At 50.1% G+C, this 15,214-nt stretch carries 10 protein-coding genes; 6 read left to right on the forward strand and 4 right to left on the reverse strand.

All coding sequences use genetic code 11. The annotated features are described in order from the left end of the window. Positions 1 to 7 precede the first annotated feature (7 nt). A complete protein-coding gene (hemH, locus tag CYPRO_RS13940; protein ID WP_114985196.1) occupies positions 8 to 1,147 on the reverse strand; it encodes a ferrochelatase in 1,140 nt (379 codons plus the stop codon). Positions 1,148 to 1,845: 698 nt separating this feature from the next. Between hemH and CYPRO_RS13945 the strand changes: the two genes are divergently transcribed. Genes CYPRO_RS13945 through CYPRO_RS13955 form a run of 3 tightly spaced genes read left to right on the forward strand, consistent with a single transcriptional unit; the run spans position 1,846 to position 7,227 of the window. Further along, on the forward strand, positions 1,846 to 5,583 hold the full coding sequence (locus tag CYPRO_RS13945; protein WP_114985197.1) for a sensor histidine kinase: 3,738 nt from the start codon (positions 1,846 to 1,848) through the stop codon (positions 5,581 to 5,583). 58 nt (positions 5,584 to 5,641) lie between these two features. Then, on the forward strand, positions 5,642 to 6,022 hold the full coding sequence (locus tag CYPRO_RS13950; RefSeq protein WP_114985198.1) for a response regulator: 381 nt from the start codon (positions 5,642 to 5,644) through the stop codon (positions 6,020 to 6,022). A 29-nt stretch (positions 6,023 to 6,051) separates the two neighbouring features. After that, a complete protein-coding gene (locus tag CYPRO_RS13955) occupies positions 6,052 to 7,227 on the forward strand; it encodes a PP2C family protein-serine/threonine phosphatase (RefSeq protein ID WP_114985199.1) in 1,176 nt (391 codons plus the stop codon). Between the two features lie 242 nt (positions 7,228 to 7,469). Here CYPRO_RS13955 and CYPRO_RS13960 read toward each other — a convergent pair whose 3' ends face one another. From CYPRO_RS13960 to CYPRO_RS13970, 3 genes are all read right to left on the reverse strand, one after another. Beyond that, a complete protein-coding gene (locus CYPRO_RS13960; protein ID WP_114985200.1) occupies positions 7,470 to 8,678 on the reverse strand; it encodes a lycopene cyclase family protein in 1,209 nt (402 codons plus the stop codon). 38 nt (positions 8,679 to 8,716) lie between these two features. Then, a complete protein-coding gene (locus CYPRO_RS13965; protein ID WP_114985201.1) occupies positions 8,717 to 9,544 on the reverse strand; it encodes an anti-sigma factor family protein in 828 nt (275 codons plus the stop codon). A gap of 684 nt (positions 9,545 to 10,228) precedes the next feature. Beyond that, positions 10,229 to 11,143 (reverse strand): tetratricopeptide repeat protein, encoded by a 915-nt coding sequence (locus CYPRO_RS13970; RefSeq protein ID WP_114985202.1) that lies wholly within the window; start codon positions 11,141 to 11,143, stop codon positions 10,229 to 10,231. 370 nt (positions 11,144 to 11,513) lie between these two features. On the opposite strand from CYPRO_RS13970, the gene CYPRO_RS13975 reads away from it, so the two are divergent. From CYPRO_RS13975 to CYPRO_RS13985, 3 genes are all read left to right on the forward strand, one after another. Beyond that, on the forward strand, positions 11,514 to 12,344 hold the full coding sequence (locus CYPRO_RS13975) for a DUF481 domain-containing protein (protein WP_164682815.1): 831 nt from the start codon (positions 11,514 to 11,516) through the stop codon (positions 12,342 to 12,344). 196 nt (positions 12,345 to 12,540) lie between these two features. Then, entirely contained in the window at positions 12,541 to 13,083 is a 543-nt protein-coding gene (locus tag CYPRO_RS13980; RefSeq protein ID WP_114985204.1) for a thioredoxin family protein, read from the forward strand. A gap of 10 nt (positions 13,084 to 13,093) precedes the next feature. Then, positions 13,094 to 14,923, forward strand: a complete 1,830-nt coding sequence (locus CYPRO_RS13985; RefSeq protein ID WP_114985205.1) for a protein-disulfide reductase DsbD family protein — start codon at positions 13,094 to 13,096, stop codon at positions 14,921 to 14,923. Positions 14,924 to 15,214 lie beyond the last annotated feature (291 nt).

Raw genomic sequence — 15,214 nt, forward strand, 5'->3', positions numbered from 1 at the left:
CTGAAGGTTAAGAAGCGACCATCTCTGCGGGTGCTTCTTGGGATACATCCTGTTTTTGGGAGGTATCCAATACATGCGACATAATTTTGAGTGTTTCATCGGCCAGGGCTTTGATGAAGAGGGGGTGATTATTCAGCCCCGGCATAACTTCAAGCCCTTCAATGTGAAGGCCTTCTTCTTCGATATCTTCGCGGAGCTCGATATTCAGCTCCATAGCTGTTTCAATATGATCGGTTACAAAAGCTACCGGTACCATCAGCAAGTGCTTGATACCGTAGCGAATGAGCCGGAATACAAGATCTTCGGTGTTGGGCTGCGTCCATTTCTGAGGACCAACCCTGCTTTGGAAGCCGACCCAGTACTGCTTGTCCCGGCCGCGAAGCTTCATCACTGCTTCTACGGTTTCATTAATCTGACGGGTGTAGGGGTCGCCGCTTTCCACTTCAATGAGCGGGGTTCCGTGTGCCGTAAAGACCAGGTGAACTTTATCGCGGTCTTCGGGCTTGAATCTTTCGAGCGCTTCGTTGATGCGGTCGTTCATGGCATGCAGGAAGTCGCTGTTCAGATGGTAATCTTTGACGATGTATTCCTGCCAGTCAACTTTCTTCTTCCAGGCTTTATGTTCTTTTTTCCAGTTCTCCCACTCGCGGAAACTGCTGCCTGAGGTCGTCCATGAAAACTGCGGGTAGAGCGGCAGGAGCACAACGTGATCCATACCATCTTCGCGAATTTCATTCATGACCTGATCTGTGAAGGGGAGCCAGTAGCGCATGGCCGTGTACACTTTAAAATTGTGCTCGGGCACGTGCTCTTTGAAATACTTCTCCAGGCTACGGCGCTGCAACTCTGTCAGTCCGTTGATGGGCGAACAACAGGTTGAGACCACTTTGTTCTGACGGTTGAAGCAATACTTACTGCCGGTGCACCCTTTTGTGCAGTAATTGATTTCCTGATAGTCTTCAACGATTTTTTTGGCCCGGATGGTCGAAATCAGCTTAGCCAGCTTATCTTGCCAAAATCCACCGCCCAATCGAATAATATCGGGATCACGGAAGAGGTTATAGAGAAAAATTTTGATGTTATCCTCTGAAGTCGGACCTCCAAGGTTCATGATGACTACGCCGATATTTTTCTTTGTTTCGCTCATTTATCCAGCTAAAAAATTTCAGTTTTGTGGTGTCAGATCAGGTGTTTTCAGGGGGTTTACCCTGTCTGACAAAAGTTCACTTTTTATGTGAAGTGGTAATGAAGATTGATCGGGGTCCGCCTAATAATCTTATATTCGGATAAGAATATACGATTAGAGCGTCCTACAGACAAGGCGCAGCCTGAAAATAGATTTATTCTACATTAGAGATGGCTTGGGATACGTGTCGAACCCGGAATAAAATGCTAAGATACGCTGCCGCAAAGGCCTCGCAGGAAAAGCACTGCTGTTTATTTTACGATTCGTAATGCAGGCGCTGCACTATTGCATAAAATCCGTACTTTTCTCAGGTTATACACGCGCTGTTCCGCGCAGTTTGATTCATTAGGCTGTTATGGGGAATCAGTTACTTTTACCATCCTGATCCGCTTTCTTACATCAGTTTTGTCAAGTCAGCTGCCGTGATTTAGTAGTAGGTCTTCGGCAGTATGCTGATATAGCGCCTTTTTTTTAAATCCCTTCGCCGCAAGGCGAGCCTATGCTTTCATGCACAGCCATTTCAGGGATGTCGGTATTCTGCCGTGAACATGCTATTATAGTGAACAGCAACTGAGCTGATCCCATTTTTACTACCCAATGCGAACAATCGGATTTTCTTTCTGCTTCTTAACTGTATCTTCGACAGGAATATATTTGTCATGACTAATTCCCAAACATATCGAAACAGCCTGCCCCCCGCGTTCAGCCTGCTGTTTTTCGCACTTAGCCTGTTCCTCATTTCCTGCGATGAACGCACCGCAGATGTGCAACAGGAGTTCGTTTCTCCGGTTTTCATGCAGGGCAGCGGATTCACACTCAATCCTGCTGAGCTCAATCCCCTGAATCCGGTACCGGTCAGCTTCAACAGTTTTGACCGCATAGAAACCGGGGAGCCGCCGGTGTTCCCGACAAAGACCAATATCTTCACCAGCGGCCGCCCCGACTGGATTCGCGCTGCAGCAAGCGGTGAAAATGGGGACGTCCTGACACTGGATTCAGAAACGGTTGCAGCTTCATTCACAACCCTTGCGGCGGGTGAGCCGGAAGTCGTTGTGGCACGTGATATGGCGAGCCGCGATCACAATCCAGCCAATATCAGTAGTTTTGGAAAACTGCAGGGGCTGCGGCAAAACAACGTTGGTACCCTCACGCAGGATCAGGCCGGCAACCTTTGGTTCGGCACCGCCGGGGGCCTCACCCGCTTCGACGGATCGGCATTTTCCCACTTTGATACCGATCAGGGCCTGCTCAACAACTTTGTGCGCTATCTTTTTATCGACAGCGGAGACAACCTGTGGATTGGCTCCGAAGGCGGTGTCAGCCGCTATGACGGGCTTAGCTTTACACACTACACCGTTCAGGATGGTCTCACCCATAATGCGGTCATCAGCATAGCCGAAGACCCAAGCGGTCGCAAGTGGTTCGGCACGCGCGGCGGCGGACTAAACATTCTGGACGGGGATACTTTCATCCACTACACAACGGAGCACGGGCTGCCTTCCAACGTTGTATGGAATCTGCTTCAGGGCAGCACAGGGGCGATGTGGGTTGCCCTGCGCGGCGGCGGACTTCTGCACTATGAAGACGGCACCTTCACCCGCTACAGCACCGATAACGGACTGCCGCACAACGCGGTGCTTTCTCTGTTTGAAGACAGTGGCAATCACCTTTGGGCAGGCACAGAGAACGGCGGGGTCACCCGGTTTGACGGGCAGTACTTCCATAACTACAGCACGGCACAGGGGCTTTCGAATGATGTTGTGATGTCCATCAGTGAAGACAGATCAGGCATCATGTGGTTCGGAACCCTGCAGGGGCTTACGCGCTACGACGGCAACACCTTCACGCACATTAATGAATCGCACGGGCTGAAAAGCGACGTCGTGTTCACCCTTCTCACCGACGACTCCGGCAACCTGTGGATGGGTTCGCGCAGCGGCGGGCTGAGCCGCTACAACGGCGACGCGTTTGCGCATTTCACCACGCAGGACGGGCTCAGTATGAATATCGTGGTCAGTTCCCTGCAGGACAGCCGCGGCAGACTCTGGTTTGGTACTGAAGGCGGGGGCATCAGCCGTTTCACCAGGGCGCAGGACGGAAATCAGGCTTTTTTTGAGCATATCGGTCTGCAACAGGGGTTGCGGTTTGATAACATCATGAGCCTGACCGAAGACCGCTTCGGCCGGATCTGGATCGGAACCGCAGGCGGGGGCACACATATTTACGACAACACCCGGCCCGACCGTGAGCCACAGATCCTGTTTGCAAGCGTACCCGAAGTCTCGCTGGGCTTTGTTTTTGATATGTATGAAGACCGCTCCGGCAACCTCTGGTTTGGGACTACCGGCGGAGCTGTGAAGTTCAGCCCGCGCGCCGGAAGCAACGGGCAGGCGGGCACCTTTACGCAGTTTGGGGTCGCTGAGGGTCTGAGTAGTGAAAATGTTTTCAGTATCACAGAAGACAGGCGGGGCAATATCTGGTTTGCCACAAGCGGCGGCCTGACCCGCTACGCGCCCGACCTTGAAGGTAGTAGCGGAAGCTTCACACATTTCACCATTGAGAGCGGACTTACCTCGAACCTGATCTGGCGGGTGTTTGAAGACAGCCGCGGTACGCTGTGGCTGGGAACGCAGAGCGGCATTACAGCCATGGTACCTGATTCACAGGCGACTGAAGGCAGCTATACCCTATATCAGATTACGGAACAAACCGGGCTGATTAACAATGATGTCAGAAATATTCTGGAAGACCGCAGCGGGAACCTCTGGTTTGGCAGTAGTTTTGGGTTGAGTTCCCTAACCCCCGAAAGAGCCAAAATGCTGCTCGAAGGTGTTGCGCAGGGCGGTTTACAGGCGGATAACGTTTTCTTCCGGAACCTCAGCTATGAAGATGGCTTTCTCGGCATCGGCAACTTCCGTAACACCATTCTGGAAGATTCGGACGGCCTGATCTGGATTGGTTCAGGAGACCGCCTAACCGTGCACCGGCCGGAGACCTTTGCTGGCGCGGAAAACCTGCCTGCTCCCAAAGTACAGCTGACCGGCATTGAGCTGTTTAATCAGCGGATTGACTGGATGAATCCCGCTCTACAGGACGGTCGCACGTTGGAGCTGGCCAACGGCATTGAGATACGAAATGTGCGCTTCAGCGGCCTTACCCCCTGGTACCCGCTCCCGCAACAGCTTAGCCTAGCCTTCAACAACAATTTCATGGGTTTTAACTATGCGGGGATCAGCATGCATCAGCCGCACCTGGTTCGTTTTCGCTACAAGCTGGAAGGCATGGACGCAAACTGGAACCCGGTGACATCCCGCACGACAGCACCCTACGGTAATGTGCCGCCCGGCCGTTACACCTTCCATGTAAAAGCCATGAACAGCGAAGGCGTGTGGAGTGAAGCCTTCACCTTCCCCTTTGAAATACGCCCGCCATGGTGGCAGACGGTATGGGCCTACTTGTTTTACGCCTTGTTTTTTGCCGGCACCCTCATCGCATTTGTGCAGTACGAGCGGCGGCGCCTCGTGGAAAAAGAACGGGAGCGCGCCCGTGAAAAAGAGCTCGAACAGGCACGCGAAATCGAGACCGCGTATAAAAACCTGAAAGCTACGCAGGAACAGCTCATTCAACAGGAAAAGCTGGCTTCTCTGGGTCAGCTTACAGCCGGTATTGCGCACGAAATAAAAAACCCGCTCAATTTCGTCAACAACTTTTCGGAGCTGAGCATAGAGCTTATCGAAGAAATTTACGAAGAACTTGAACAGCTGGAAGCAAGTGAAGCCCGTGAAGAAGTTGAAGCCATTCTCGGCGACATCAAATCAAACCTTGAAAAAATTCATCAGCACGGCAGCCGGGCCGATGGTATTGTGAAATCCATGCTGCTGCACAGCCGCGGCGGATCGGGTAAATCAGAGCCTGAAGACCTGAATGCCATCATCAAAGAATACATGAACCTGGCATTCCACGGCATGAAGGCGGGCAAGAACCCCATCAACATCGGACTTCATCAGGAGCTTGATCCCGAAACTGGTGAAGTACCGCTCATTACGGAAGATTTTTCGCGGGTGCTTATTAATATGTACAACAACGCCTTCGACGCCATGCGCGAAAAGCTGCAGGCAGACCCCGACAAGACATACAAGCCTCAGCTTACGGTGAGAAGCCGTAAATCAGATGGGTTTGCCCGTATCGAAATTGAAGACAACGGGCCGGGCATACCCGAAAGCCTCAAAAATAAAATTATGCAGCCCTTCTTTACGACCAAAAAAGGCACGCAGGGCACCGGCCTTGGCCTTTCCATCACCAATGATATTATCAAGGCACACGGGGGCGAGATTAGAATTGAAACCCCCGATGACGGAACCGGCACGCGCTTTGTCATTCTGATACCAGCACCCTAACCCAGCCCTGTCCGCAGACCATACGCAACTGACACTTAATCCATCATTTTTTTGTATTATGAAAATTCTCGTTGTTGATGATGAAAAAGACGTTGAAGTACTTTTCCGGCAGAAATTTCGCCGCGAGTTAAAGAAAGGACTGCTTGAACTTACGTTTGCTTTCTCGGGTGAGGAGGCCATGGAAAAACTCGCCGCGGAACAGGCCGCTGATACCGTTTACATTTTCAGTGATATCAATATGCCCGGCATGTCGGGCCTTGAGCTGCTGGAAAAAGTAGGGGCAGCATACCCGGATATAAAAGTTAGCATGATCTCGGCTTATGCAGACAGCGGGCATTACGATCAGGCCATAGCCGCCGGCGCGCAGCACTTTTTCTCAAAACCCATCGATTTCACATCCATCAAAAAGGAAATAGAAACGCAGCTCGGAACTTCGTAAAGGAACCGGGACTGCATACTCCGTAGTTTATGACCGACAGCTGTTCAAAAATTTTAGTTGTGGACGATGAACCCGATCTGCAGCTTTTAATGAAACAAAAATTCCGGAAGAAAATCCGCAATTCGGAATACGCTTTTTTCTTCGCAGAAGACGGCCTGCAGGCCCTTGATATTATTCGAGAAGAGCAAGAAATCCATCTTATTCTCAGTGATATCAACATGCCCAATATGGACGGGCTTACCTTTCTGAATGAAGTACAGAAATTAAACCGCCGGGAATTAAAAACCGTGATGGTTTCCGCTTACGGAGATATGGAAAACATCCGTACGGCCATGAACGGCGGGGCCTACGACTTTGTGACCAAACCCATCGACTTCAGGGATTTGGAAACGACGATTGAAAAAACCCTGAGCGAAATTGAACAGTATCTTAGTGCACTTGAAGCCCAAAAACAGCTGGAAGCCCTGAGCTATGATCTCGATATGGCTGCGCGCATACAGCAAAAGCTGCTGCGCAAAGACTTTCCGGTTTACACCGATGATACGCGCTTTGAGATTTATGCAAAGATGATTGCCGCGAAATATGTGGGTGGCGATTTTTACGGCTTCTTCAAATTCGACAAAGATCACCTTGTGTTTTACACAGGTGATGTTTCCGGGAAGGGTATGCCGGCTGCGATTTATATGGCCGTTTGTCAGACCATGCTCAAAGCCATCGGTTCACAGGTACTGAGCCCTGCCGAAGCACTCACCCAAGTGAACCGCATGCTGATTCCGGAAAGTGACATCAGCACTTTTGTGACCGTCTTTTACGGCGTGCTGAATGTTTCAACCGGCACTTTTGCCTACTGTAACGGCGGCCACAACCTGCCCTGTCTGCTGAAGGCAGACGGCAGCGTTTCTGAGCTTGAAGACGTTGGCGGACTGCTGCTCGGCAAGTTCGACGGCATGCCTTATCTCGAGCAAACCATACAGCTGCACCCCGGCGATCAGATCGTGACCTTCACCGATGGTGTAACCGAAGCCGAGAACCCTTCCGGGGAAATGTACGAAGAAGAACGGCTCATCAGCTTCCTTCAGAACAATGCCGGTTCAGGGACCGACACGCTCGTAAATGCACTCTTCAGCGAAGTACAGGGTTTTGCCGGCGAAGCGCCCCAATCGGATGATATTACCGTGCTCGCTGTGCGGTTCGGGCGGGATTAAGCCCTAGCCCGCATTATTCACCAAGAAATTTTCTTGCTGGCAAGGCGAAGCTGAAAACTCAGCGGAAGGGTACCTAAGTACCCTGAGCATGAGTTTTCAGCTTCAACGCAGCCAGAGGAGAAATTTCGCAGTCTTTACACCACTCTCAAATTTGAGCTACCGGTGTTTTTCGCTAAGCCAAATTTTAGCTTACACTTAACAAATAAATTCTGTTTAATTGTGAATAATGCGGTCTAGTGCAATCAGCCGCGTGACGAAATAGTCCGCGGATTCACCCCACCTTTCAGAAGCATATCAGCATTCCGGAAACCTGCCCGCAAAAAAGGGTACCAGGGCACTGAAGCCATCACCTGAAGGTCTTCGGTAAAAGTTGTTTGCTCATCGATAAAGCGCAGCACACGCTCGATCGGATTGTTGGCAAACAGGGCCTCAAAAACCGGCACAATTTGCCCGAGATCGCGGCTCAGAATATCCAGAAGCATGAGATCATATATGCGAAACCGTGCAGATGAATCGGCTTTACGCCGGGGCACCTCAGCGGCAGACAAGGCGTCAGCAATTTGACGGGCCTGCCGGTGTATGCGGGAAAACGCATAGCCGGTTGAAGCTTTCGGAATTCCCGAAGCCGTCCCGATCAGCTGAACCCGCGCGCCTTGTGTTGCCTGATGAATGCTGTCTGCCATCGGAATAACCCCCGTTTCGGATCGCGTGATGTGATAGCTGCCGGGTTCGATTCCGAAATACCGGGTGATATAATCCGCAATAGCGGTGTCATAGGCCGCCTCGGCAAGTACGGATGGCGAAAAAAGGGTGTATTCGATCAGGGCCTTGTTTTCTGAGAAAGGCAGCACGTAAACAAATGTAGCGCCGTCCTGTTGCGGCACGCGAAAATCCATCATTCGTGCCGTTAGGGGATCAAAGACTGCTTTCTTTGTTTCTATTTCTATACCCTTAAAATGCTGCAGTAACTTAAAACGGGCACGACTTAAATCCGGCTTGCCAAACGATTTAAAAAAACATGAAGCCGAAAAGGATTTCCCTCCTACATCAATTTTTACCCCCCGGGCGGTTTCCCCATATCCCTTAATGCTCCCCCTGATTACATCCACCGCCTCAAATTCACTAAGCTTTTTGCTCATGCGCGCAAAATAATCGCCGCCCTGCACGCAGTAGTACCCCATTTTTTCCAAAGGCGCTGTAAGGGCCGTATGTCCGGCGAAAATTTCAAGCTTGTGCCAGCTATGCCGTATCGGAACCGGTTCAGGCAGCCCGTCTTTTGACCAGAAACACCACGTTTTACTTTGAGCATTTTGCTCATCGTCAGGAGACTCAATCAGGGCGATTGTTTTATCCTGCAGGCCTGGGTGTGTTGCAATGTGCCAGCATAACGACAATCCGGACAACCCGGCGCCACCTATGATATAGTCGTAATGACGCTGGGAAAAAGACATTTGATCAATAAGTATTGTTCAGCTGTCGCGGATGGGGATTAGTGGGGCAGCATGGCAGCTAAAATTCTGCCGTCATGTTCAAAAATGCCCGCATACCAGACATCATCCCACTTCCAGGAGACGACGTCATGGCCATTAAATTTTTTGATGAAGACATCATTGTGCGCATGAATATTTCCAAACGCTTCATCCAAAGGGTTGAGACCGGGGTGCGTATCAAGGTTATGCAGTTCTGACGCAAATATAAAAATTGGATCACCCTCAACCGTATGGTACTTTAAAAGCGGTGTATGGAAGCCTTCAAAAAAATCAGTGTAAAAAACCCCGACAAGTTCTGCTGCGAATATTTCAGGAACTGTGATATTGCAGCCATAGGCATCGCGCAGATAGGTTTGTGCTTCTGATACAGAATTCGGCCTGCCTTCGGGCTGAACAAAGGCACCGGCATGGTTCGTGAAATGAAGGTAAGTCAGCTCTTCAAAGGAGTGTGCAGCTTCTGAAGACGTACCAAACGGACTGTATTGCTGAACAAGAAACAGAAAGGCGGACAGGATTAAAATGGCTGCGAGCGGCATCCAGTACTTGTTGGGCTTGGTTTCTGCCTGACTGTTTTCCCGCAGGTAAGCTTCCACTTCTGCCTGCTCAGCCTGAAGCTTTTCTCGGATGATTTGATGAAGGTGCTGTGGCGCAGGTTCTTTTTTATAGTGAAGCTGCACAGTCTGTTTGGTACGCTTCTCAATAGTTATGGCTTTTTCAATAGCCGGATCGCGTTCCGCAAGGTCTTTGAGCTTTTTCTTCTCATCTGCCGTCAGTTCGCCATCAGCAAAAGCCGTGATGAGTTCGCTCAGATTTTTTTTGTCCATCATAGTAGGTACTACAAATTTCTGGTGTGTTTAATATCAAACAGCTCCCAAACACCGCGAAATTTATGGGCGGAAGCTATCAGACCTATAACAGCTATGTTGTGCCTGCTGTTCCTCAAACTGCTTTTTTATTTTCGGATAGCAATATGCTATTTCCACACGCCTCAAACCTGCATATTAAACTGACTGCGTGCCATATAGTAAACCAATTCACAAATCGTGAATCTTCAGCATTAGAAAAGTCAGGATTTACCCTTTGCTTACCATTCGTTGGCAGGTATTTCCGGACGCTTTGTTAAGCAAGATCCTGACGATTGATTCCCCCTACACAGCCGGTCGTCCTAACCCGCATTATTCACCAAGAAATTTTCTTGCTGGCAAGGCGAAGCTGAAAACTCAGCGGAAGGGTACCTAAGTACCCTGAGCATGAGTTTTCAGATTCAACGCCGCCAGCGGGGAAATTTCGCAGTCTTTACACCACACTCTATTTTGGGCTACCGGTGTTTTTCGCTAAGCTTATTATAGTCATATATTTAATAAACACATCCTGTTGAATTGTGAATAATGCGGGCTAACATCGACCCGTGTATTTAAGCGCGCTAATGTACATTGGACGAAAAAAAGCCCGCCTGACCTGTATGGTTAAGCGGGCCTTAAATGCCGGTTTTCACTTCGTTGGTTTAAAACTCAGGCTTCTGATTTACTCAGTTCGTCTACTTCTTTGAGACGCGCTTCGAGCAAATCAAAAAGCTCCATCGCATAAAAATTGCCTTCCTTACGGGTCTCCAAATCTGCAACGATTTCGCGCAACCGCTGAATGAGCCGGTCGGATTCGAAATCTTCAGACATTTCAACATAGCGGCTCAGCAACTTGCGGTCCTTGCGAAACGCCTTTTCGAAGTGCCGGAAAGCCTGTTTTGTGTAGTCGGGAAGGGCGCTCATAATCAGGCCCATGTTAAACTCCGACACCACACTTCCGGACTCCAGAATGCGGGCTTTTTTGATGTCACGCAAAGCGGCCTCCGCATCTCCCTCAAAAAAGTAAGCGAGCCCTCTCGATGACAGCGCCTCGACCTGCTGCGGGTCTTCTTCCAAAATGCTCGTAAATGCCGCAATGGAATCGGCATACCGGCCCGCATCATAGAGTAATTTTGCTTTTTGAAGCTGCGCAAAGTCGTTTTCCGGATCATTTGCAATGGCTGCTTCGGCATCACTTAAGGCCTTATCCCATTCCTTAGCGTTGCGAAGAAGCATGGCGCGGACGAGATAGGCCTCGGCATAGGTGCTGTCAAGTTCAAGTGCTTTATTGATATCCTCAAGCGCAGACGCCGGATCCTGCAGGGTTACATGGGTTTCTGCCCGGAATTTATAGGCAGCTTCAAAATCCGGATTCAGCTCTACAGCAAATGTAAAGGCGTCAAGCGCCTCCTCGTAATTTTCATCCCGCTGCTCTGAAACACCCAAAATGAACCAGTCTTCGGCATCTTTATCATCATTGCTTTTGGCTATGATTTGCCGGCAAAGTGTCTTAAGGGCCTTTTGCTGCGATTTGTTGAGTTCCCTGTTATCAAGGAGCCAGGGCAGCAATGTTTCTTTCGTCATATTAAAATTTAGGGTTGTGTCGTGTGATGGTTATTTTTGCCCATGCCAGTTACGATTCGCCTGCAGCATAAGCAAAAGACGTTTTCTTACTGTATTTCATTTGGCCCCTAAGTTATCTTAACCCGCATTATTCCCCAAGAAAATTTCCGGTGCCAGACTAATACAGAAAAGAAAGCCGATCCGTAACGGCATGCACTCAAAATTGTGAGCTTCCATACCCGTGACCGCGGAACCTGACAGCACCAGGCTTATTCTCATCTGAACTTCAGTGCTGCAACTGTAGCGTAACACATACCCATTCGCAGCACATATTTACACCCGCTTTATAATGCGGATTGAATCCCGTACTCCTGTCCCCATCTATTTTAATATGAATAATCTCCCGGCAATCGCAGAAAAAGAAACAGGTACTCCCCTTCCGCGTTTTGGACTAAAAACAGCCGCCTGCTGTCTTGTGTTGCTTTTTTTGTACATCGCAGATCTTCGACCGGCCTCCGCGCAGGTGCTCAACATCGAAAGCCTGCGCATGGACGCGGATACCTCCAAAACCTGGGCCGGCAGCCTTACTTTTGGGTTTTCCGCCTCAAAGAACGACAGTGAAACTATTCAGCTCAGCAACGACGCCACCCTCGTTCATCTCGGCCAAACCCACTCCTACCTCCTGCTCAGTAGCCTGAATCTGATTTCCATTGATGATGAGCTCGTCAATAACGGGCACATCCACCTGCGCGGCACGCTCGGATACCGGCAGCGCTGGTCGCCGGAGCTGTTCACCCAGCTTCAGTACAGCCGGGACTGGGGACTCAAACGCCGGGCACTGCTTGGTGGCGGCATCAGGCACAACACCTTTCAAAAAGAACATTTTAGAGCCGGTATCACTACGGGACTGATGTTCGAGCATGAAGTCTGGCACCCCGAAGAAGCCCCGCGCGCTGAGTACAATCGCCTAAAAAGCACGACTTCACTGCTCACCCGCGGTAAGCTGACAGAAAGCACCAGCCTTTATATTGTGGGCTACTATCAGGCTGAACCGGAGCGTTTTCTCAGTCCGCGCCTGACAGCAAATGTAGAGCTTAGGTTTACAGTTAGCCGGTATGTCCGCTTCAATGCGCAGTTCAGCACCACCTACGACTACAACCCGGTCCCTGATGTCGAAAGCTGGATTTACAGTTTCCGCAACAGCTTTACCATTGTCTTTTAGCGCGCAAGCTGCCGGTTGTTTACGAAAGGATTGCTTCCGTCCTGTTGACCACGACCTTCACCCCGTCCGGTCTCTTACTTATTTAGCTTAAAAAGCATTATCTTGGTTAGTTATACGGGCAACTACAACCTCACATCGGTGGCTGCCTTCTTCATCAACATCTTTCCTGAGACCTCAGATACACCTACACAACCCTATGAAGTTCAAATTTATCTTCCTGCTACTCGTCATTCCTGCGCTCCTGCTGGCGTGCAGTCCGCCTGAAGTAGAGCGCCGCATTCCCAGCGAGTTTTTGGGCGGTGAAAAGTTCGTACCGGAAAATGCTTTCACAAACTGGCTGGATCTTGAAGAAGCCATCGAAAAAGCGCAGCAAGCCGATAAAAAAATCCTGATCGATGTGTACACCGACTGGTGCGGCTACTGCAGACGTATGGACGCAGAAACCTACACCAGAGACCGCGTTCAGACCGCCATCAATGATCACTTTTACGCTGTACGGATCAATGCCGAATCTTCTGAGCGGGTAAATTATCTGGGGCAGGTCATGAGCATGAGTGACTTTGCCATGAGTCTGGGCGTTACGGGCTTTCCAACAACAATCTTTCTCACGAATGAAGGCGAGCCGCTCGGCTTCCAGCCCGGATTTATTGATTTCAACACCTTTGAAAGGTTGCTGGTGTACGTAGGCACGGAAGCTTACGAGCAAAACATTTCTTTTGACGCCTTCACGCTTGACTAACCCCTGAATCATGAACCCATTTTCCCTCGAGCGTTTACTTAGGCTATCCGTTAAAAGCATGCTCCTTTTGGTGCTTTTAGCCGTATTTCCCTTTGAAAATACAACTGCTCAGTTTATTTCAAGCGGTGACAAACTCAACCTTGCGACGGCCCTCAATGTGGATCAGGTTGAACGCGGAGCTGAGTTCAAAGCGGTTGTTGAGCTCAACCTCGAGTATCCCTGGCACGTTAACGCGCATATCCCTACGCTGGAATGGCTGATCCCTACAGAGCTGCAGCTGCGCCGTTCAGATCACATTATTCTGACAGATATCCGGTATCCGCCACCGCTAACCATGACCTTCGGTTTTGCGGATGAGCCCCTTGATGTATACGAAGAAACCTCACCCATCTATCTGAGCCTGCGCACCTCTTCGTCAACGCCCCTGGGAGAATACATCCTCCGGGCAGACCTTACCGTGCAGGCCTGCGACGACATGCAGTGTCTGGCGCCGGCAACTGTTGAAGTGGAAATTCCCATCTCAATTGTGGAAGCCGGCAGCGGCATGACGCCTGTCAATGAAGCGCAGTTTCTGGCTTTCGACGACGCGCAAATCAGTAGCGGCACACAGGGCGATATTTCTGCACTTTTTGACGGCGGCCTGTGGCTGGCTTTTATCGGGATTTTCCTCATTGGTCTTGCCCTTAACCTGACCCCCTGTGTGTATCCGATGATTTCGGTAACCGTCTCGCTTTTCGGCGGGCAACAGGATTCAAACACACTGCGGGTATTTGGTAAAGCTGTTGTGTACGTTCTCGGTATCGCGACCATGTACTCGGTTTTGGGAGTCATTGCAGCGCTAAGCGGCGGCCTGTTTGGCAGCTGGCTTCAAAGTCCCTGGATGCTGGGCTTCATCGGTTTTCTGATGTTCGGGCTGGCCCTGAGCATGTTTGGGCTGTATGAAATTCAGATGCCCTACTGGCTTACCAGCAAGCTCGGCGGCAGCGGTAACACAACCGGACTGATCGGCCTGTTCATATCAGGCCTTGTCGTAGGAATTTTTGCTGCACCCTGCGTAGGTCCGCCCATCATCGCGCTGCTGGCCTATGTTGGTACCGTTGGAGACCCCGTATTTGGATTTTGGGTATTCTTCGTTTTGTCCCTCGGTCTTGGCTTACCCTATCTTATACTTGGTACTTTTTCCGGACTGATGCAGAAACTGCCGAAATCAGGCACCTGGATGATTTGGGTGAAGAAACTCTTTGGTATCGTGCTGATTGGCGTTGGCGGGTTCTATCTTGGTCTTGCACTTTTCCCGCAACTCGTTGAATGGGTGATAGTAGCCACGCTGCTCATTGGCGGAATCTACATCGGCTTCCTGGAGCGCAGCGGCAAAGGCAACACCGGTTTCCTTGCGACCAAATACGCTACCGGCCTTGTGTCGGTAGTTCTTGCTGCTATGTTCTACATGAACCTGCAGAAGGAAGGTATTATCTGGGAAACCTACTCTGAAGATAAGCTTGAAATTGCCCTCGAGCGCGGTCAGCCTGTTATGATCGATTTCTACGCTGACTGGTGTATACCCTGCCTCGAACTCGAGCGTATCACCTTCACCGATGAAACCGTAGTCAATGCCACACAGGATATGATGCGGCTTAAGGTGGACCTTACCAACTTCGATTCGCCGGAATCAGAAGCCCTGCGACAACAGTACAATATTGCCGGTGTGCCTACGATTGTGTTTATCGACGATCAGGGCAACGAAGTAACGCAGGCACGGGTCATCGGCTTCCTCCGGCCCAACGATTTTCTCGACAGGGTTGCGATGGCCATGCCTTCTGAACTCACCCTGCACGAGTAACATTAGTCAAAAAACATTTATCTTTAGGCAGCTCCTCTTTTGGGGGGCTGCCTTTTTTTTTGGAAACCGTGATTGCAACAATACTATTTTTTTGACCACTACCGCGGGTGATATTATTAACCCGCATTATTCACAATTAAACAGGATTTATTTGCTATAATGTGTGTTTGACTTTGGCTTAGTAAAATACACAGGTATCCCAAATTTGAGTTTGGTGTAAAGACTGCGCACCGAGCGTAGCGATTCCCGCGCAGCGAAATTTCCCCGCTGGCAAGAAAATTTCTTGGTGAA

Origin of the sequence: Cyclonatronum proteinivorum, assembly GCF_003353065.1 — a bacterium.
GTDB lineage: Bacteria > Bacteroidota > Rhodothermia > Balneolales > Cyclonatronaceae > Cyclonatronum > Cyclonatronum proteinivorum.

Bases quoted from the DNA above. Each gene is read 5' to 3' on its own strand.
- CYPRO_RS13960 (WP_114985200.1), bottom strand. From the start codon at position 8,678: ATGTCTTTTTCCCAGCGTCATTACGACTATATCATAGGTGGCGCCGGG.
- hemH (WP_114985196.1), bottom strand. From the start codon at position 1,147: ATGAGCGAAACAAAGAAAAATATCGGCGTAGTCATCATGAACCTTGGA.
- CYPRO_RS13950 (WP_114985198.1), top strand. From the start codon at position 5,642: ATGAAAATTCTCGTTGTTGATGATGAAAAAGACGTTGAAGTACTTTTC.
- CYPRO_RS13975 (WP_164682815.1), top strand. From the start codon at position 11,514: ATGAATAATCTCCCGGCAATCGCAGAAAAAGAAACAGGTACTCCCCTT.
- CYPRO_RS13965 (WP_114985201.1), bottom strand. From the start codon at position 9,544: ATGATGGACAAAAAAAATCTGAGCGAACTCATCACGGCTTTTGCTGAT.
- CYPRO_RS13985 (WP_114985205.1), top strand. From the start codon at position 13,094: ATGAACCCATTTTCCCTCGAGCGTTTACTTAGGCTATCCGTTAAAAGC.
- CYPRO_RS13955 (WP_114985199.1), top strand. From the start codon at position 6,052: ATGACCGACAGCTGTTCAAAAATTTTAGTTGTGGACGATGAACCCGAT.
- CYPRO_RS13980 (WP_114985204.1), top strand. From the start codon at position 12,541: ATGAAGTTCAAATTTATCTTCCTGCTACTCGTCATTCCTGCGCTCCTG.
- CYPRO_RS13970 (WP_114985202.1), bottom strand. From the start codon at position 11,143: ATGACGAAAGAAACATTGCTGCCCTGGCTCCTTGATAACAGGGAACTC.
- CYPRO_RS13945 (WP_114985197.1), top strand. From the start codon at position 1,846: ATGACTAATTCCCAAACATATCGAAACAGCCTGCCCCCCGCGTTCAGC.